19 protein-coding genes, 2 tRNA genes and 1 riboswitch are annotated in these 17,772 nt (G+C 67.6%); of the genes, 6 read left to right on the top strand and 15 right to left on the bottom strand.

Translation table 11 applies throughout. The features are described from left to right. Nucleotides 1-444 precede the first annotated feature (444 nt). The 6 genes from ABN273_RS57885 to ABN273_RS57860 all read right to left on the bottom strand — a co-directional run bounded on the left by ABN273_RS57885 (nucleotide 445) and on the right by ABN273_RS57860 (nucleotide 9,034). Nucleotides 445-3,018 (bottom strand): valine--tRNA ligase, encoded by a 2,574-nt coding sequence (locus ABN273_RS57885; RefSeq protein WP_502911353.1) that lies wholly within the window; start codon nucleotides 3,016-3,018, stop codon nucleotides 445-447. Nucleotides 3,019-3,206: 188 nt separating this feature from the next. Then, nucleotides 3,207-4,490, bottom strand: a complete 1,284-nt coding sequence (gene clpX, locus ABN273_RS57880; RefSeq protein ID WP_349458325.1) for an ATP-dependent Clp protease ATP-binding subunit ClpX — start codon at nucleotides 4,488-4,490, stop codon at nucleotides 3,207-3,209. Nucleotides 4,491-4,673: 183 nt separating this feature from the next. Beyond that, complete coding sequence (locus ABN273_RS57875; RefSeq protein WP_349458324.1) at nucleotides 4,674-5,297, bottom strand: ATP-dependent Clp protease proteolytic subunit; 624 nt, start codon at nucleotides 5,295-5,297, stop codon at nucleotides 4,674-4,676. Nucleotides 5,298-5,308: 11 nt separating this feature from the next. Next, the gene (locus ABN273_RS57870; protein ID WP_349458323.1) at nucleotides 5,309-5,941 is read right to left on the bottom strand and encodes an ATP-dependent Clp protease proteolytic subunit; all 633 of its coding nucleotides are present in this window, start codon (nucleotides 5,939-5,941) and stop codon (nucleotides 5,309-5,311) included. Between the two features lie 645 nt (nucleotides 5,942-6,586). After that, nucleotides 6,587-7,966, bottom strand: coding sequence for a trigger factor (gene tig / locus ABN273_RS57865; protein WP_349458322.1), 1,380 nt, complete (start codon nucleotides 7,964-7,966; stop codon nucleotides 6,587-6,589). A 201-nt stretch (nucleotides 7,967-8,167) separates the two neighbouring features. Next, nucleotides 8,168-9,034, bottom strand: coding sequence for a Sco1979 family transcriptional regulator (locus ABN273_RS57860; protein WP_349458320.1), 867 nt, complete (start codon nucleotides 9,032-9,034; stop codon nucleotides 8,168-8,170). A gap of 233 nt (nucleotides 9,035-9,267) precedes the next feature. Here ABN273_RS57860 and ABN273_RS57855 point away from each other — a divergent pair, with 233 nt between their 5' ends. Further along, complete coding sequence (locus ABN273_RS57855; RefSeq protein WP_349458319.1) at nucleotides 9,268-9,744, top strand: ATP-binding protein; 477 nt, start codon at nucleotides 9,268-9,270, stop codon at nucleotides 9,742-9,744. 21 nt (nucleotides 9,745-9,765) lie between these two features. Here ABN273_RS57855 and ABN273_RS57850 read toward each other — a convergent pair whose 3' ends face one another. Further along, nucleotides 9,766-10,266, bottom strand: coding sequence for a DinB family protein (locus ABN273_RS57850; protein ID WP_349458318.1), 501 nt, complete (start codon nucleotides 10,264-10,266; stop codon nucleotides 9,766-9,768). Between the two features lie 145 nt (nucleotides 10,267-10,411). On the opposite strand from ABN273_RS57850, the gene ABN273_RS57845 reads away from it, so the two are divergent. The 3 genes from ABN273_RS57845 to ABN273_RS57835 are packed head-to-tail and all read left to right on the top strand — an operon-like array spanning nucleotide 10,412 to nucleotide 11,558. Continuing rightward, the gene (locus tag ABN273_RS57845; RefSeq protein WP_349458317.1) at nucleotides 10,412-10,957 is read left to right on the top strand and encodes a YceI family protein; all 546 of its coding nucleotides are present in this window, start codon (nucleotides 10,412-10,414) and stop codon (nucleotides 10,955-10,957) included. 35 nt (nucleotides 10,958-10,992) lie between these two features. Further along, complete coding sequence (locus ABN273_RS57840; RefSeq protein WP_349458316.1) at nucleotides 10,993-11,262, top strand: hypothetical protein; 270 nt, start codon at nucleotides 10,993-10,995, stop codon at nucleotides 11,260-11,262. Then, the gene (locus tag ABN273_RS57835) at nucleotides 11,241-11,558 is read left to right on the top strand and encodes a GDSL-type esterase/lipase family protein (RefSeq protein ID WP_349458315.1); all 318 of its coding nucleotides are present in this window, start codon (nucleotides 11,241-11,243) and stop codon (nucleotides 11,556-11,558) included. Before ABN273_RS57840 ends, ABN273_RS57835 begins: the two co-directional genes overlap by 22 nt. A gap of 78 nt (nucleotides 11,559-11,636) precedes the next feature. Here the strand turns inward: ABN273_RS57835 and ABN273_RS57830 are convergent, their stop codons facing one another. The 3 genes from ABN273_RS57830 to ABN273_RS57820 form a co-directional block, all read right to left on the bottom strand. Continuing rightward, nucleotides 11,637-12,593 carry a coiled-coil domain-containing protein gene (locus ABN273_RS57830; protein ID WP_349458314.1) on the bottom strand — a complete coding sequence of 319 codons (957 nt, stop codon included), beginning with the start codon at nucleotides 12,591-12,593 and terminating at the stop codon, nucleotides 11,637-11,639. A 5-nt stretch (nucleotides 12,594-12,598) separates the two neighbouring features. Then, nucleotides 12,599-12,739, bottom strand: a riboswitch (cyclic di-AMP (ydaO/yuaA leader). Nucleotides 12,740-12,803: 64 nt separating this feature from the next. Further along, nucleotides 12,804-13,883 (bottom strand): galactose-1-phosphate uridylyltransferase, encoded by a 1,080-nt coding sequence (galT, locus tag ABN273_RS57825; protein WP_349458312.1) that lies wholly within the window; start codon nucleotides 13,881-13,883, stop codon nucleotides 12,804-12,806. Then, entirely contained in the window at nucleotides 13,880-14,659 is a 780-nt protein-coding gene (locus ABN273_RS57820) for a DeoR/GlpR family DNA-binding transcription regulator (protein WP_349458311.1), read from the bottom strand. The genes galT and ABN273_RS57820 overlap by 4 nt, the downstream gene beginning before the upstream one ends. Before the next feature lie 31 nt (nucleotides 14,660-14,690). Between ABN273_RS57820 and ABN273_RS60180 the strand changes: the two genes are divergently transcribed. After that, nucleotides 14,691-14,870, top strand: a complete 180-nt coding sequence (locus ABN273_RS60180; RefSeq protein WP_502911352.1) for a 50S ribosomal protein bL37 — start codon at nucleotides 14,691-14,693, stop codon at nucleotides 14,868-14,870. A gap of 48 nt (nucleotides 14,871-14,918) precedes the next feature. Here ABN273_RS60180 and ABN273_RS57815 read toward each other — a convergent pair whose 3' ends face one another. The 4 genes from ABN273_RS57815 to ABN273_RS57800 form a co-directional block, all read right to left on the bottom strand. Continuing rightward, nucleotides 14,919-15,554: a nucleoside/nucleotide kinase family protein gene (locus tag ABN273_RS57815; RefSeq protein ID WP_349458310.1), complete on the bottom strand. Its 636-nt coding sequence runs from the start codon at nucleotides 15,552-15,554 to the stop codon at nucleotides 14,919-14,921. 2 nt (nucleotides 15,555-15,556) lie between these two features. Next, nucleotides 15,557-16,138: an alpha/beta fold hydrolase gene (locus ABN273_RS57810; RefSeq protein ID WP_349458308.1), complete on the bottom strand. Its 582-nt coding sequence runs from the start codon at nucleotides 16,136-16,138 to the stop codon at nucleotides 15,557-15,559. Nucleotides 16,139-16,202: 64 nt separating this feature from the next. Then, on the bottom strand, nucleotides 16,203-16,739 hold the full coding sequence (gene cpt / locus ABN273_RS57805; RefSeq protein WP_349458307.1) for a chloramphenicol phosphotransferase CPT: 537 nt from the start codon (nucleotides 16,737-16,739) through the stop codon (nucleotides 16,203-16,205). A gap of 201 nt (nucleotides 16,740-16,940) precedes the next feature. After that, nucleotides 16,941-17,014 (bottom strand) — tRNA-Gly (locus tag ABN273_RS57800). A gap of 89 nt (nucleotides 17,015-17,103) precedes the next feature. On the opposite strand from ABN273_RS57800, the gene ABN273_RS57795 reads away from it, so the two are divergent. Beyond that, nucleotides 17,104-17,180, top strand: a tRNA-Pro gene (locus ABN273_RS57795). Nucleotides 17,181-17,202: 22 nt separating this feature from the next. Here ABN273_RS57795 and ABN273_RS57790 read toward each other — a convergent pair. Continuing rightward, nucleotides 17,203-17,607 carry a tyrosine-type recombinase/integrase gene (locus ABN273_RS57790; protein WP_349458327.1) on the bottom strand — a complete coding sequence of 135 codons (405 nt, stop codon included), beginning with the start codon at nucleotides 17,605-17,607 and terminating at the stop codon, nucleotides 17,203-17,205. Nucleotides 17,608-17,772 lie beyond the last annotated feature (165 nt).

Here is a 17,772-nt window from a genome sequence, read left to right as displayed (position 1 = left end):
GATCAAACTCTCCAAACAATGTCTTGTCCGGAAAACAAATCCGAGCTATCCGTCAAAAAGACGGGGTCATGCATGTATCTCATGCACTGGCTTTTAACACACTGTTGAGTTCTCAAGAAACGGACGCACATCATCCACCGGAATCCTTCAAGGACCCCAGTGATCGAGGCTCACATTTCATTTCCTTCAGTCTACCCGATCCGGACGATCCTTGTCAAACCGCCCGATCCGGGAGCTTCCGGACTCGCCTCTCTTCGAGGCAACCCTGCTAACTTACTCCAACTTTCGCGACTTGTCCAACCGCCTGGCCGGACCGCCCCGAAGATCGGGTTCGTCAGAAGGGGGTGTCAGGGCTAGCCGCCCCACGTGGAAAACGATAGCAGCCCTGACGGCGTCGAAGGTCCATCTTAGGTAACGAATGGACCTTCCCCGCGTCCGGATGGTTCAAACACCGAGCCCGGCGAGCTGCGCCTCGAGCCGCGCGATGTCCGCGGAGGCCTGCTCGGCCCGGTCCCTGACCTTGGCTACCACCGCTTCCGGCGCCTTGGCCATGAACTGCTCGTTGCCCAGCTTCGCGGCCACCTGCGCGGCCTCCTTGCGCGCGGCCGCCAGGTCCTTCTCCAGCCGCTTGCGCTCGGCCTCGACGTCGATGGCGCCCGCGGTGTCGATCTCCACGGTCACCCCGCCCACCGAGAAGCTCGCCGTGGCGCTGAACGACTCAGCCGGCTCCGTAAGACGCAGCAGCGCGCGGATCGCGGTCTCCTGGCCGGCCAGCGCAGTGCCCGCCAGCCCAAGCCGGGCGGCCACCTTCTGGCCGGGCTTGAGCCCCTGGTCCGAACGGAACCTGCGGACCTCCGTCACCAGCTCCTGCAGCGCCTCGATCTCCGCCTCGGCCGAGGCGTCCGTGTAACGGGCGTCCACCACCGGCCACGGCGCCACGACGATCGACTCGCCCCCTGTCACGGCCCGCCACAGCTCTTCGGTCACGAACGGCACCAGCGGATGCAGCAGCCGCAGCAGCGCGTCGAGGACGTGGCCGAGCACCAGCCGGGTGTGCTCCAGCCCCTCAGCAAGCTGGATCTTGGCCAGCTCCAGATACCAGTCGCAGACCTCGTCCCACGCGAAGTGGTAGAGCAGATCGGACGCCTTGGCGAACTCGAACTCCTCGAACGCCGCGTCCGCGGCCCGCACCACATCCTGCAGGCGCGACAGGATCCATCGGTCGGCCGCCGTCAGCTCGGCGTCCTCCAGAGACCCCACGGCCGCGCCGTTCATCAGGGCGAACCGAGTGGCGTTCCAGATCTTGTTGCAGAAGTTGCGGGAGCCGGCCGCCCACTCCTCGCTCACCGCGACGTCGGCCCCGGGGTTCGCACCGCGGAGCAGGGTGAAGCGGGTGGCGTCGGCGCCGAAGCGGTCGACCCAGTCCAGCGGGTCGACCACGTTGCCGAACGACTTGGACATCTTCTTGCCGTACTGGTCGCGGACCATGCCGTGCAGCGCGACGGTGCGGAACGGCGGCTCGCCGTCCATCGCGTACAGCCCGAACATCATCATCCTGGCCACCCAGAAGAACAGGATGTCGTAGCCGGTGACGAGCACGGAGGTCGGGTAGAAGCGCTCCAGCTCGGGCGTGGCGTCCGGCCAGCCGAGTGTCGAGAACGGCCACAGCGCCGAGGAGAACCAGGTGTCGAGCACGTCCTGGTCCTGCGTGTAGCCGGCAGGCGGCTCCTCATCGGGACCCACGCACACGACCTCGCCCCCCGGCCCGTACCAGACCGGAATGCGGTGCCCCCACCAGAGCTGGCGGGAAATGCACCAGTCGTGCATGTCGTCGACCCAGTCGAAGTAGCGCTTGGCCAGCTCGGGCGGGTGGATGCGGGTGCGCCCGTCGCGAACGGCGTCGCCCGCCTCCTTCGCCAGCGGCCCGACGTTCACGAACCACTGCAGCGACAGTCTCGGCTCGACCACCGTCTTGCAGCGCGAGCAGTGGCCGACCGAGTGGAGGTACGGGCGCTTCTCCGCGACGATCCGCCCGTCGGCACGCAGCGCGGCCACGACAGCGGGCCTGGCCTCGAAGCGGTCGAGCCCCTGGAACGGGCCGTGCGCGGTGATGACGCCGCGCTCGTCCATGACGGTCAGCGACGGCAGCGAGTGGCGCCGTCCGATCTCGAAGTCGTTGGGATCGTGGGCGGGTGTCACCTTGACCGCGCCGGTGCCGAAGGCCGGGTCGACGTGCTCGTCGGCGACCACGGGGATCATGCGGCCGGTCAGCGGCAGCTCCACCATCGTGCCGATCAGGTGTGTGTACCGCTCATCCGAAGGGTGAACGGCCACGGCCGTGTCGCCGAGCATGGTCTCGGCGCGTGTGGTGGCCACCACGATCTCGTCGGAGTAGCGGATCGAGACCAGCTCGCCCTCGTCCTCGCTGTGCTCCACCTCGATGTCGGAGAGCGCGGTCAGGCAGCGCGGGCACCAGTTGATGATCCGCTCGGCGCGATAGATCAGCCCGTCATCGAACAGCTTCTTGAAGATCGTCTGCACGGCCCGAGAGAGCCCTGGGTCCATCGTGAAGCGCTCGCGCGACCAGTCGACGCCGTCGCCGAGCTTGCGCATCTGGCCGAGGATCCGGCCGCCGGACTCCTCCTTCCACTCCCAGACGCGCTCGACGAACGCCTCGCGCCCGAGGTCGTGCCGCGACTTGGCCTGCTTGGCCAGCTCGCGCTCGACGACGTTCTGGGTGGCGATGCCCGCGTGGTCCATGCCGGGCAGCCAGAGGGTCTCGCGCCCCTGCATACGGGCGCGCCGCGTCAGCGCGTCCTGGATGGAGTGGTCGAGCGCGTGCCCGATGTGCAGGACACCCGTCACGTTGGGCGGAGGCAGGACGATGCTGTACGGCACGCGCGAGCTGCCCGGATCGGCGGTGAAATAGCCTTCGGATACCCAGCGCTCGTAGCTACGGGTCTCGACGTCGGCCGGCGTGTATTGGGTGGGCAGCTCTGGCGTTGTCACAATGACCAATTCTAGGGAGGCCGACAAGCGGAAAGCCCCCGTACCCCGAAGCCGGCCCCATGGCGTCGAGGACCGGCCCGCTCAGGGGCGAGCGAAATGGGAGAGGGCTCGGGGGCAGGCGGGCGCGGGAGGCGCAGAACGCCGAAAGCGCCCGCGTGGCGTGGTGCCACGGGGCGCTCGGTATGCCTGACTGCGGCTCAGGCCGACTTCTCGCGCGGTGTGCGCTGCTGCTTGGCGGCGAGCTGGTCGCGCGGGACGAGCGTCGGGATCGCGTGCTCGAGCACCGACTCGCGGGTGATGACCACCCGGGCGACGTCCTGCCTCGACGGCACCTCGTACATGACGGACTGCAGCACCTCCTCCAGGATGGCGCGCAGTCCGCGGGCGCCGGTGCCGCGCAGGATCGCCTGGTCGGCGATGGCCTCCAGGGCCCCGTCGGTGAACTCCAGCTCGACCCCGTCGAGCTCGAGCAGCTTGCGGTACTGCTTGACCAGCGCGTTGCGCGGCTCGGTGAGGATCTGGATGAGCGCCTCGCGGTCGAGGTTGTGCACCGAGGTGATGACCGGCAGGCGCCCGACGAACTCGGGGATCATGCCGAACTTCAGCAGGTCTTCCGGCATCACGTCGGCGAAGATGTCGGCCGTGTCGACCTCTTCCTTCGACCGGATGATGGCGTTGAAGCCGATGCCCTTGCGCCCGATGCGCGACTCGATGATCTTTTCCAGACCGGCGAAGGCGCCGCCGCAGATGAACAGCACGTTGGTCGTGTCGATCTGGATGAACTCCTGGTGCGGATGCTTGCGGCCGCCCTGCGGGGGCACGCTGGCCGTGGTGCCCTCCAGTATCTTCAGCAGCGCCTGCTGCACGCCCTCGCCCGAGACGTCGCGTGTGATCGACGGGTTTTCGCTCTTGCGGGCGATCTTGTCGACCTCATCGATGTAGATGATGCCGGTCTCGGCCTTCTTGACGTCGTAGTCGGCGGCCTGGATGAGCTTGAGGAGGATGTTCTCCACGTCCTCGCCGACATATCCCGCCTCGGTCAGCGCGGTGGCGTCGGCGATGGCGAAGGGCACGTTGAGCATCCTCGCCAGGGTCTGCGCCAGCAGTGTCTTGCCGGAGCCCGTGGGGCCGAGCAGCAGGATGTTGCTCTTGGCCAGCTCCAGTCCGTCGTCTCTGCCCCGGTCGCCGGACTGCACCCGCTTGTAGTGGTTGTAGACCGCCACCGAGAGGGCCTTCTTCGCCTTGTCCTGACCGATGACGTAGGCGTCGAGGAACTCGTAGATCTCCCTCGGCTTGGGCAGGTTGTCCCACTTGAGCTCGGAGGACTCGGAGAGCTCCTCCTCAATGATCTCGTTGCAGAGATCAATGCACTCATCGCAGATGTAGACGCCTGGCCCGGCAATGAGCTTCTTGACTTGCTTCTGACTCTTCCCGCAGAAAGAGCACTTCAGCAGGTCTCCCCCGTCGCCGATGCGTGCCACCCCAGATACTCCTTTGCGTGGGACCGCCCTGCTGCCGCGAGCAGTGTCTCCGGACATCCTCCGGACTAGGCCGAACCGCTCAGGTTTCGACGTTACCGTCTTCTGGGCCCTCAGTGAGCCCCCTAGCGGCGAGTCGCACCGGAACGTGCCCTATTGGGCAGCGCTCCGGTGCGTCACGTCTCGTCAGGAAGCTACGGCCGCAGCTCGCTTCTTCCTGGACGGGATGATGTCATCGATCAGACCATACGCCTTTGCCTCGTCCGCGTTGAGAATTTTGTCGCGTTCGATGTCCTTGCGGACTTGAGCGGAGGTCTTGCCCGAGTGCCTCGCCACGATGTCCTCGAGGAGGGTACGCATGCGAAGGATCTCGCGGGCCTGGATCTCGATGTCGCTGCCCTGGCCGCCGCCCTCGGTGGACGGCTGGTGGATCAGCACCCGGGCGTTGGGCAGTGCGAACCGCTTACCCGGGGTGCCGCCGGCCAGCAGCACGGCCGCAGCCGAGGCCGCCTGGCCCAGGCAGACCGTCTGGATCTCCGGCCGGACGAACTGCATCGTGTCGTAAATCGCCGTCATGGCGGTGAAAGAGCCACCCGGCGAGTTGATGTAGATGCTGATGTCACGGTCGGGATCGAGCGACTCCAGCGTCAGCAGCTGGGCCATCACGTCGTTGGCCGACGCGTCGTCGATCTGCACTCCGAGGAAGATGATGCGGTCCTCGAAGAGCTTGGTGTACGGGTTGTGTTGCTTCACTCCGGTGGAGGTGCGCTCCGTGAACTCCGGAATGATGTAGCGGCTGTTGATATCCACTTCAGCTCCCCCTAAGAGACGGGGCCCTGCGAGGGCACCTGCCGCGCGCTGCGCACGACGTGGTCGATGAAGCCGTAGTCCTTGGCTTCCTCGGCCGTGAACCAGCGGTCGCGGTCGGAATCGGCCTCGATCTGCTCCAGCGGCTGGCCGGTGTGGAAGGCGATCCGCTCGGCGAGCGTCTTCTTCACGTAGAGCATCTGTTCGGCCTGGATGGCGATGTCGGCGGCGGTACCGCCGATGCCGCCCGACGGCTGGTGCATCATGACCCGGGCGTGGGGCAGGGCGTAACGCTTGCCCTTGGCGCCCGCGGTGAGGAGGAACTGCCCCATCGAGGCGGCCATGCCCATCACAACCGTGGACACGTCGTTCGGCACATATTCCATCATGTCGTAGATGGCCATGCCGGCACTCACCGAGCCGCCCGGCGAGTTGATGTAAAGCGAGATGTCGCGGTCGGGGTCGTCGGCCGCGAGCAGCAGTAGCTCGGCGCAGATGCGGTTGGCGATCTCGTCGTTGACTTCCTGGCCGAGCACGATGATGCGCTCCCGGAGCAGGCGCTGATAAAGCTGATCTTCAAGCCGGAAGGTCGAGCCGTTCTCACGGCCTCGCGACTCAGGCTGATAGAAGGTCGGCGGGCTGGTCACAGCGTCACCTTCCGATGCGTCGTAATCGATTGGCTTTGCTTGTGACCTTAACGCGCGCTGCGCACAGCTCATGCCCGGTCCCCCGTACTGTTCGCTGACGGCGCAGGTTCGGACAAGCCTCTGCCTGTTATCCTCCGCCCGACCTCACCCGTTCCGTCCACGAAGTCCGGACCGCCGCCGTGGGCGATGCTCCCTGCGACGCGCTGGGAGTCCAGCTGACCGGAGTTACCGGTTTCGGGCGCCGCTCGGGCCGCTGCCGGAGCTCCAGGATCCCTACGAGCCCTCTGAGGGCGCTGTACGGCCTGCCCGCCCGGCCCGGTGACTCACGGGGCCTCGCGGAGGCAGGCGAGTTACCTGAGTGCCGTCGAGTACGTGGGTGCAGCCTCGGCCGCGAGCACCCGGAGCACCAGCGCCAGGTCATGCACGCTCGGCGCGACCACGGCAGCGGCCGGAGCCCTGTGTCGCACCCTTGGAGCGGATGCGTCCCGATGCGCGGCTTCCAGGGAAGTGGCGCTGCCCAGGATCGCGGCCGGCGACCAGACGCCCCCGGAAAAGGCGAAGCCCCCGAACCGATTGGTTCGGGGGCTCAGGACCGTGACCGCCGCGGCACAGACCCCAGGGGCCCGCGCCGACAGCGGGAGTAGGCTACGCCTCCGGCTTGTCCTCGTCGGCCGCGGACTCCTCCTCCACGACCTCCTCACCGTTGATCTCGGTGTAGATAGCCTTGAGGTCCACCTCGTTGCCCTCGGTGTCCACGACCTTGGCGGCGTCACCCAGGACGGCCTTGGCCTTGTCGCGGACGATCTCGACCATGGCCAGCGTGAGCTGGTCGTTGTCGGCCAGGTGCTTGGCCAGCTCGTTGGGCTGCACGCCCATCTCCATGGCGCGGCGCACCACGAAGTTGGTCAGCTCCTGCTCCGAGACGCCCAGCTCCTCAGCCTTGACGACCTTGTCGAGCACGAAGCCCACCTTGAGCGCACGCGCGGAGTTCTTCTCGAACTCGGCGAAGCGCTCCTCCTCCGTCGTCTGGTAGAGGCGGAAGAAGGCGTCGCGGCTCAGGCCGCTCTCGGCAATCTGGTGGTCGAGGTTGTGCTTGCGGGCGTCGATCTCGACCTTGAGCGCGCTCCCCGGCAGCGGGATGTCGATCTGCTCCAGGACGGCGTCGAGGGCCTTCTCGCGGGCCTGCACGACCTGGTCGATCAGCTTGTTGCGGCGGGACTGCTCACGGATGCTGGCCTTGAGCTCGTCGAGCGTGTCGAACTCGCTGGCGAGCTGGGCGAACTCGTCGTCGAGCTCGGGCAAGACCTTCTCCTTGACCGACTTGACGTTGATGATCACGTCGGCTTCCTCGCCGGCGTTCTCGCCGCCGACCAGCTCGGTCTTGAAGCTCTTCTCCTCGCCCGCGGACATGCCCTCGAGCGCGGCGTCGAGGCCCTGGAGCACGGAGCCGGCGCCGACCTCGTACGAGACCTCGCTGGCCTGCTGCTCCTCGATGTTCTTGCCGTCGATCTCGGCGCGGAGGTCCATGACGACGAAGTCGCCGTTGGCGGCGGCGCGCTCGACGCCGGTCAGCGTCGCGAAGCGCTGGCGCAGCGCGTCGAGCTGCTTGTCGACGTCCTCGTCGGAGACCTCGGCGGAGTCGACCGTGATCTCGAGGCCCTGGTAGTCGGGCACCTCGAAGCTGGGCCGGATGTCGACCTCGGCGGTGAACTCGATCTTGTCACCGTCGTCGATCTTCGTGACCTCGATGTCGGGCTGGTCGACCGGGAACACGTCGACCTCGTCGACGGCCTTGCCGTACAGCTTGGGCACCGCGTCGTTGAGGGTCTCCTCCAGCACCACCGCCCGGCCGAAGCGCTGCTCGATGATGCGGGCCGGAACCTTGCCAGGCCGGAACCCGGGGACGCGCACCTGCTGCGCGACCTTCTTGTACGCCGCATCCATGCTGGGGCGCAGCTCGTCGAACGGCACCTCGACAGTGAGCTTGACCCGGGTCGGGCTTAGCTCCTCGACAGCGGTCTTCACGGAATGGTCTCCTTGATCAAGCTACGAGTGATCGCGGGCGCGTCCATTCGGAAACGGCTCACGCGCCGCGCCCACATGAGCGGTGTTGGGCATGCTCCGCCACGGCGGGATCCAACGCCGATGGCCAGTCTAGGGCAGATGCATACCCAACAACGACTCCGTCACCGCCACAAGTCGTCCACGATCATCCGCAGCCCGTCGTCAAAACTCGTCCGCGATGGTCCGCAACAGCCCGACCGTCTCGTCCGGGGTGGTGCTCACGGCGCAGAGCCGCTCCATCACCTCGGTGTATCGGTCCACGTCCTCACGCTTGTCGAGGTAGAGCGCGCTGGCGAGCTGCTCCACGTACACGACGTCGGGCAGGTCGGAGTCTGGAAAGCGCAGGATGCTGAACGCCCCGCCCTCCGCGCTGTGCCCGCCGAAGCTGAACGGCATGATCTGGATCGTGATTTTGGGTTGGCGCATCAGCTCGATGAGGTGTTCGATCTGGGCCCGCATCACCTCGACGCCGCCTATGGGCCTCCGTAGCGCGGCCTCATCGATGACCGCCCAGAAGACGGGCCCGTCCGGCCGCTCGAACATCCGCTGGCGCTCCAGCCGGAGATCCACCCTCCTGGAGATCTCCTCGGCCCCGATTCCCGCCGTTCCGGCGGTCACGACGGCCCTTGCATACTCCTTGGTCTGCAGGAGTCCTGGCACGAACTGGACCTCATAGGTCCTGATCCTGGCGGCGGCCTCTTCGAGGCCGACGTAAGCCTGGAACCACGTGGGCAGGACATCGTTGAACCGGTGCCACCAACCAGGCTCGTTGGCGGTGGCGACCAGGTCGAGTACGGCGGCGCGGGCCTGCTTGTCCTCGACCCCGTACAGGGTCAGCAGGTCCGCCACGTCGCGTTCTTTGAACCCCACTCGGCCCAGCTCCATGCGGCTGATCTTGGATTCCGAGCCCCGGATGAGGTGGCCCGCCTCCTCACGAGTGACGTTCTTTGCTTCCCTGAGCTTGCGCAGCTGGGAGCCCAGGAGGATGCGCAGCGCCGTCGGTCCGGAACCCGGCTGGTTCTGCGTCACTTTGCCTCCTATCAAGGTCCGCACACACAGTGACACCACATTGCCGGGTATGACAAGGTCTCAACCTCGTGTCCGATTAGCAGACTAATGCCCCAAAACGCCGCATGCTGCTGCACAATGCAACTGCACGTGCATTTGGGTCTTGCAGCTGCCGCGATCGTGACCCATGATGGCTTAGTGCATATTGGGCCAAACATGCACTGACTCGGGCTGAACGGGGAGGTATCGGCGGCATGGTGGAGGATCCTCTGGCCACTGCCGATGCTTTGCAAATCACCCGCGAGGTGGGCTTCGACCGTCTGCTCATGGGCGGCAAGCCGTACACGACCGCGTGCCCGCTGCCCTTTCAGGCCGACTCCGTGAAGACGGCCAGGGACGTGACCCGCTCGACCCTGCAAAGGTGGGGACTGCACGAACTAAGTGACGACGCCGCACTGGTGGTGTCGGAGCTGGTGACGAACGCGGTCCGCTATGCGATGTACGCGGCCGGGCGGCGCGAGATCGAGCTCTTGCTGATGCGCGTACAGCCGCACGTGCTGCTGGCCGTGGCGGACCCCAGCGACGAGGTGCCGCGCCCCAAGGAGCCGGACTTCGTCTCCGAGAACGGGCGCGGCCTCTACATCGTGGAAACCTACAGCCAGTGCTGGGGCTGGGACCCCCTCGCCCGCGGCGGCAAGGCCGTGTGGGCGCTTTTCCGCACCGAGCATTGATGCCTGAGGGCTAACGGGCCCTCATTCGCCGGTCGCCCCGTCGATACGCTCGCGCAGCAGGTCGGCATGGCCGTTGTGCCTGGCGTACTCCTCGATCACGTGCACGAGGATCCAGCGGTGCGAGCAGTCCTGTCCGTTGCGGTCGCCGACGGCGTCCAGCGACTTGGCCGCCGAGATGGCGCGGGCGCGCTCGACCTCCTCCTCCCAGGTCGCGAAGGCCTCTTTGACGGAGGCGGTGTCCACTTCGTTGAAGTCCGCGTCGTTGTCGCGGTCCTTGTCCCAGAGCTTGGGGATGTCCTCACCGTTCAGCACGCGGCGGAACCAGACGCGCTCGACGTGCGCCAGGTGCCTGACCAGGCCGAGCAGGGACAGCGTCGAGGGCGGGGCTGAACGCAGGCGCAACTGCTCGTCCGGCAGGCCCGCGCATTTGACGGCCAGGGTGCCGCGGTGCCACTCGAGCCAGTTGTTCAGCACGGTCCGCTCGTCGCCGGTGAGGGGCGGGGGGATCCGGGTGTCAGTCATGAGGCCTGACCCTATCTGCGCGGAGCTCCGGCGGTTGAGCCATCGCGTCACCAAGTCATCGCACTGGAAAGTTGCGCGCTGAAATAAACCGATGTACGGTCATGCTCAATCTTCCAGCGCTGAACTATTCGGAGCGGAGCACAGCATGTACCCCAGCGAGCTCACCGGCAGCTACACCATCGACCCCATGCACAGCCGGTTCGGCTTCGTGGCGCGCCACGCGATGGTGACCAAGGTGCGCGGCAGCATCCCCGTCAAGGAAGCCACCGCCCACCTCGATGCCGCCGACCCGGCCGCCTCGCGCGTCCACGTGGTCCTGGACGTGGCCGGTATCCAGTCCGGCAACGACATACGGGACGACCACCTACGCACCGGTGACTTCCTGGACGCCGCCGGCCACCCGGCCATCACCTTCGAATCGACCGACATCAAGCACGTCGGCGGCGACAGCTTCGAGGTCGCCGGCCGGCTGACCATCCGCGGCGTGACCCGGCAGGTCACCATCCCCCTCGACTACACCGGAACCGCGGTGGACGCCCAGGGCCTGACCCGGGTCGGCTTCGAGGGCAGCACGGTGATCAACCGCAAGGACTTCGGCATGACCTACAACGCCGTCCTGGAGACGGGCGGCGTGATGATCTCCGAGAAGATCACCCTCGAGTTCGACCTGTCCGCCGTCAAGAACGCCTGACCGCCTGGCACACAGCCCCGAAAGACGACACCGTCATGCGTACCTTCAAGATCCACGTCCTGACCGCGGCGCTCGCCCTGGCGCTGGCCGCCACCCCCGCCGAAGCCTCGACCCGCCAGTGGAACGCGGCCTGGGGCACCGCGGCCCAGCCCGCCACTGCCGGCACGACCTGGTACGGCCCCAACTGGTCCCGGGACGGCTTCGCCCGGCGATCCCCCGAGACCGTCCGCCAGGTGGTCCGCGTCAGCGCCGGCGGGACCTCCATGCGCGTCAGCTCTCCAACGTGTACGGCACCGCCCCGCTGACCATCGACGGAGCCGCCCACGCCAAAGGCATCAAGGTCGTCGGCGCCACCATCATGCCCATGAAGGGCTCCGCCCTCCCCTACAGCCCCGCGGCCGAGGCCGTTCGCGACCAGGTCAACCGCTGGATCCGAACCAGCGGGGCCTACGACCACGTGGCCGACTTCGACGCCGTCGTCCGGCAGAGCGCCGACCCCGACTCCCTGCGCCCGCAGTACCACTCGGGCGACGGCATCCACCTCAACGACGCCGGCTACGACGCACTCTCCCAGGCCGTCGACCTCGACGACCTGTTGTGAACGAGGCCGGACCAGCGCACGCAGGCGGTGATCGCGGTGAGCCGTTCTGGCGATGATCACGGCAGCTCGGGCTTCCTGCTAGTTCATCGAGATGTGCACGTGGTCGTAGTGGTTCTCGGTGATGCTGCCGCGGTCCGACATGGCCCGCCAGCCCGAACCCATGTTGATGCGCTGCTTCCAGATCACGTACTTGACCCCGAGCTTGTCCTGGTTCTTGAGTGCCCACTCCGCGATGCGGTCGCCCAGGGCGTTGTCGACGGCCGACGGCATCGTCCCGCCGGTGCTCATCATGAAGTCGCAGGCCCGCCCCAGCGGGTGCTCGCCGCTGGAGCCCGAGCGGAAGCAGCCCACCTCGTGCGGCAGCTTGAAGTTCTTCTCCACCTGCGCCTTCATCAGCCGCGTACGGGGCGTGATGTTGTCCGAGCCCGTGGGCAGCTCCGGGGCCCAGCTGCCGTTCGCATTGCGGCCGGGGCCGAACGGCACCAGGTCCTGGAGCTTCTTCTGGATGTCCTTGATGACGTCCTGGGCGTCTTCACGCTGCTCGGCCACGTCTTTGGCGTCCGCGCTGATCTGGGTGGCGAGCGCGGCGGCCGCGTCGGAGGCCTTCTTCTTCTCGTCGCGGGCCTTGGCCACACCGTCCACGACGGCCTGCTGCTCGGCCGTGAGCTGCTCCAGCAGGGCCACGGCGCCGCCGTTGGTGGACAGCAGGAAGGCGGGCACCGAGGGGTCGTGGCTCTGGTAGCGCACCCTGGCGATGTCGGCGACCCGCTGCTCGGCCACCGCCAGCGCCTGCTCCGCGGTGGCCAGGCGGTCCTTGGCGGCCTTGGCGGCCTCCCGCGCCTTGGCCAGCTCGACACGCTTGAGGTTGTACTTCTCGATGAGCTTGTCGACCTTGCTGTTGAGCTGCTTGAGCTGGGCGCGGAGCTCGGCCTCCGACGGCTTGGGCGCCGCCGACGCCGTGGCCGCCGGCAGGATTGCGACGGCCGCGGCGGTGATGAGACCGATGACAAGGCTCACGGGGGACGCAGCCGCCACGTGGATGTTCCTCTCCCTCTGCCGACCGGGTTAGCTGACGGGTTCGGGCGCGGAGGTGCCCTACCGACACGTGGTCGGATTCACCCCAGAACTAGGTGGGTCCCCGGCTCCCGGGCGCCACGCCCGGGATTAGGCGCGCAACGGCCGTTACAGCCGGTGCAAAAGGGATGTTAGTGGTAGATCACGAGTAATGCGACCCTAATTAGAAATCTAATAGTGATCTACTTGTGATCGAATCATACGCGCGGCCTCCTCCGGCAGCACGTCGTTCACGAAAGCGCCCATCGCCGACTCCGAGCCGGCCAGATACTTGAGCTTGCCCGGCGCCCGCCTGATGCTGAACAGCTCCAGGTGCAGGTACGCGAGCTCACGGTCCTGCCGTACGGGCGCCTGGTGCCAGGCCGAGATGTACGGCATCACGACGCCGAACAGGTCGTCGAAGGCCCGCAGCACCGAGGTGTAGAGCGGCGCGAACGCCGAGCGCTCCGCCTCCGACAGCGCGGCCAGGTCGGGCACCTGCCGGTGCGGGTAGATGTGCACCTCGTACGGCCACCGTGCCGCGGCGGGCACGAACGCCGTCCACAGCTCGTTGGCGGCCACCACGCGCGTCCCCTCGGCCCGCTCGGCGGCCAGCACGTCGGCGAACAGGTTGCCCTTCGTGTACCGCTTGGCGGCGGCGAGCTGGAGCTTGGTCCTGGGCGTGACGTACGGGTAGCCGTAGATCTGGCCGTGCGGGTGGGCGAGCGTGATGCCGATCTCCTCGCCCCGGTTCTCGAAGCAGAAGACCTGCTCCACGCCCTCGATCGCGGACAGCTCGGCCGTACGGTCGGCCCACGCCTCCATGACCAGCTCCACCTGGTCGGTGGAGAGCCGGGAGAAGGAGGACGAGTGCTCGGAGGTGAAGCAGACCACCTCACACCGCCCCGCCCCCGGCCGCACCTCGCTCAAGCCACCCGCTTCCGAATAAGTCCCGAAATTTCCGGAGAAGGAGGGAAACCGGTTCTCGAACACCACCACGTCGTAGTCGTGCGCCGGGATCTCCGACGACCGGGTGTCCGACGACGGGCACAGCGGGCACTCGCTCGCCGAGCCCGTCGGCTGGAACGTGCGCGTCTGCCGGTGCCCCGCAATCGCGATCCACTCCTCGGTCAGCGGATCGTAACGCAGCTCGGAGGCCACCGGCCGGGGGTCGAGCGTGCGCCGGTCGATCGCACTCCTGTCGGCGTCGTCCCGCCGGTCGAAGTAGATCAGCTCTCGGCCGTCGGCCAGGTGGGTGATGGTGCGCTTCAAGGCGAGCCCTCCGCGATGATCAGTTCTCCGGCCCGTTCGGCCAGCTCCGTGCGTGCGTCCTCGGGCAGTCCCGCGTCGCTGATGACCACGTCGGCCTCGCTCAGCTCGGCGATCGTGCTGATGCCGACCGTGTTCCACTTGGTGTGGTCGGCGGGGATGACCAGCCTGGTGGCGGCCGCCACCAGCTCTCTGTCGGTCTCCGACTCCAGCAGATTGGGCGTGGTGAACCCGGCCCGCACGCTCATCCCGTGCACGCCGAGGAAGAGCGTGTCCACGTGCAGGCGGCGGATCGCGGCCACGGCCACCGGGCCCACCAGGGCGTCGGACGGCGTGCGTACGCCGCCGGTCAGCACGACCGTGCGGTCGGAACGCGGGTTCCGGTGGAAGACCTCGGCGACGGGGATCGAGTTGGTGATCACCGTCAGCTCGGGTACGCCGATCAGGTGGCGGGCCAGCGCCCACGTGGTGGTCCCCGCCGAGAGCGCCACGGCCGTGCCCGGCCTGACGAGGCCGGCCGCGCACCGCGCGATGGCCTCCTTCTCCTGCTGCTGGCGGGCCGACTTGGCGGTGAAGCCCGGCTCCTCGGTCGAGCCGGGACCGAGGGCGGTGGCGCCGCCGTGCACCTTCTCCAGCAGCCCGCGCTCGGCCAGCACCTCGAGGTCGCGGCGGATCGTCATGTCGGATACGCCGAGCTCGCGAACGAGGTCCGCGACCCGGACGCCGCCGTTGCTGCGCACGCGTTCGAGGATCGTCTGCTGACGCTGCTGTGCGAGCACACCTGCTCCTTCCAACAGATTCCACCAAATTATGACATGGAATTGTTGGGGAATGTTAGTTCGCGTGGTGCGCTTGCGCTGGTCAGGGCAGGCGGGAGACGCTCTGGTTCCGGCCGATCATCGGAGGCGAGCTATGGCCAGGCGCTCACGCAAAGGCAAGGCACGCAAGAAGAAAAAGGCTAACCACGGCAAGCGCCCGACGGCGCGTTGATCGGGTGGCCGCCTTTCCCGGCGGCCACCCCGCCTTTGTCTGCGCCGCTCACGCGCCGCCGTCCGGCGTCAGCCGCACGGCGAGCCGGTCCGGGTGATCGGCCCTGACCACGACGTCGGCGGCCTCCTGAGGCCGCGCCTCCCGCTCGTACCGCTCGTACGCGGGCAGCCGCCACAGCTCGTCCTCGGGCGTCCCGCGCGCCAGCGCCCCCGCCGACAGCCACACGTGCACACTCGCCTCGACCGCCAGCCCCCGCCCGAGCAGCAGCGTCCCGTCGACGATCAGCACCCCTCCGAGGGGCAGCTCCTGGTACGGCGCCCGGTACGCCCGATCGACGCGGCTGTCCCAGAGCCGCGGCAACACCTGCCCCGAGCCGCCCGGGTCCAGGGGCTCGAGAACCTCCCTCGTGAGCGCCTTGGCGTCGAGCCAGTCCTCGTAGAAGGCGTCCGGGTCGGTCCTGCCGTGCTCAAGCCGCAGCGACGCCGGCCGCAGGAAGTCGCCCGCCGACACCCGCAGCACGGGCCGCCCGCGCAGCCGCAGCGGCGCGACGAGCTCGTCGGCCAACGTCTCGGGACGCGCGGCCGGCGCGCCGTCCACGGCAACCCGGACCCACCCCTGCCGCGCGGCGACCCTTTCCGCCAGTTCCTCGACGAGGGAGTCGCGGGAGATCGCTCGCCAGCGCATGCCTAAGCGCGCAGCCCCGCCACGAACCGGTGCATGGCCTCCGTCACATCCGTGAGCACCTGGGCCGAGGCGACCGGATCCCCGAAGATCTCCATGCCGTGGTCGGCGTCCGGGACCTCGAGGTACGGGTGCCCCAGGCCCCGCGCGACCGCACCGTCCCACGATTTGTCGGCCGCCCCGCCGACCAGCAGCGTCGGAGCCTCGCTCCGCCGCAGCGCCCTGCTGACGGACTCCATGGTGAGCAACGGGGTGAGCCAGATGGCGGGCAGGCCCCGTTCCGCGGCGAAGGGTGCGGCGAGCGTGCCGAGCGACTTGCCCACCAGCAGCACCTGACCCGCGCTCTCCGCCTCCACGGCCTCGCGCGCCCGCTCGACGACCCACGCCTCACGTTCGGCGAGGGCGCCACCCGCGGGCGGCTCCCACCAGACCTCCTGCACGGTCCACCCGTGATGCGCGAGCACTGCGCGGGCGAAGTGGAGGAGCGGGCGGGCCGGCACGTAGGCCGCGCCAGGAAGCAGGACGGCCACCCGATCCGGATCGCCTTCGTGCCGGGTGGGGACTCCGCAGACCGTCTCTGGCACCATTCCCGGAGTATAAGCCGAACCACCTGCCGAGATCATGAAGCCGCCGGCCCCCGTCAGGCCGGCGCTAACGCCGCACCCGGATGGCGATGTTCTGCGCACACACCAGCGACTCGGTATGCGTGGTGTCCACCACCAGGTCGTAGACCACGCCCTCGTGAACCACCTCTGCCTGCAATGCGGCCATTCCCCCGACACGGTCGCCCCGGGCGATCTCACGACCCGCGGCGACCGCGCTGTCGCACTTGACGCCGACCCACAGCACGTCCAGCCCGGCAAGAGCCTTCTGCCACCGTTCCTGGGATGCCGCCCCGCCGAGGAACACGTCATCCACGATGACTCGAGCGCCCGCGCGGGCCATCGCGGCGACCCCCGCCGTCCATGCCGCGTCCAAAGCCCGGAACTCCGGCCCGACGATCACCTGGCCGTCGGCGGCGAATTCGATCCCCGCATCCGATCCCCGCATGGAGGCGGGCAGCGCTTCGACCATGGTGTCGACTCCGACGGCAAGCCATGGATCCGGCAGGATCGCCTGCAGGCACCGGACGATCCCGGACTTGCCCGAGCTGGAGCCGCCATTGAGCACGATCATCTGAGTGGCCACCGCGCCACACTAGAGGCTGGCCCCACACGTTCCAAATGGTTATCGACCTGGACCACAGCAGGTCCAGAGAGCTTGTCCGCGAGCGCCGGAGGGGCACGGAAGGAACGCGGAAGAAGGCATCGGGCACAAAAGATCGAGAAGAATTAGCAGAGATCACGAAGGCCAGGTCGCCTCATGGGGCTGACCTGGCCTTTCGCCGTCTGGAGCGGACGACGGGAATCGAACCCGCGTAGCTAGTTTGGAAGACTAGGGCTCTACCATTGAGCTACGTCCGCGCGAACCGGTCGAACTCTGGTCTAGACTTCATCCGGTCGTTAGGGCGTAAGCGTACCGGAGTCCCGGAGCGCATGCGCACTCGACGAGGCGGGGCGTGGCGCAGCTTGGCAGCGCGCTTGCTTTGGGAGCAAGAAGTCGCAGGTTCAAATCCTGTCGCCCCGACCAGCATGACCAGCTCGAAGGCCGCTCACCAGATCGGGGAGCGGCCTTCTGAGTGACAAAGTGAGTGACATGTCGTGTCACTGCTGGGGTCTGTGCTGCCGAAGATGCGGTCCATCGCGAGAGCTCCGGACTGCACGACAGGTCGGATCTGCTTGCGGTAGACAAGTTCGGTTACGGCCGTGCTGCTATGGCCGAACAACCGGGAGATCTCTTCGAGTGGCAGCCCGCTGTCAGAGAGAAGCGACACGAAGCTGTGTCGCAGCTCTCGTGGTGTCCATTCCCTGGGGTCGAGACCCCATGAGGCCCCTAGCTCTTGCTGCTGTTGGGCCTGAGGGTCCTTGAGGATTTGAACGCACCTGGTGGGGAGAGCCAGCGTTCGGCGGGACTTCCGGGTCTTGGTGTCCCCACCTCCACGTACGGAGCGCCACACGGCCACGTACGGCGGAATCAGCGGTTTTGCCGGTGAATCTGATCCTGCTGGTTAACTCGCGACACGCGGTTGTAGGTTCGTGACCTGAGTCTTTGGCGTCCGGGATCATGCGGTGCGCGGCCGGGTTTCCCCCTCCTCCCGGTCGTGGATGGAGTGGTCGGTGTC

The organism is Nonomuraea sp. B19D2, assembly GCF_040137845.1.
Taxonomy (GTDB): domain Bacteria; phylum Actinomycetota; class Actinomycetes; order Streptosporangiales; family Streptosporangiaceae; genus Nonomuraea.
This window is presented reverse-complemented; position numbering and strand designations above follow the sequence as displayed.

What these genes read in the sequence shown, in the direction of transcription:
- ABN273_RS57810 (WP_349458308.1), bottom strand. Translation starts at nt 16,138, where the DNA reads ATGGTGCCAGAGACGGTCTGCGGAGTCCCCACCCGGCACGAAGGCGAT.
- ABN273_RS57845 (WP_349458317.1), top strand. Translation starts at nt 10,412, where the DNA reads ATGTACCCCAGCGAGCTCACCGGCAGCTACACCATCGACCCCATGCAC.
- ABN273_RS57840 (WP_349458316.1), top strand. Translation starts at nt 10,993, where the DNA reads ATGCGTACCTTCAAGATCCACGTCCTGACCGCGGCGCTCGCCCTGGCG.
- ABN273_RS57815 (WP_349458310.1), bottom strand. Translation starts at nt 15,554, where the DNA reads ATGCGCTGGCGAGCGATCTCCCGCGACTCCCTCGTCGAGGAACTGGCG.
- ABN273_RS60180 (WP_502911352.1), top strand. Translation starts at nt 14,691, where the DNA reads ATGACATGGAATTGTTGGGGAATGTTAGTTCGCGTGGTGCGCTTGCGC.
- ABN273_RS57855 (WP_349458319.1), top strand. Translation starts at nt 9,268, where the DNA reads ATGGTGGAGGATCCTCTGGCCACTGCCGATGCTTTGCAAATCACCCGC.
- ABN273_RS57850 (WP_349458318.1), bottom strand. Translation starts at nt 10,266, where the DNA reads ATGACTGACACCCGGATCCCCCCGCCCCTCACCGGCGACGAGCGGACC.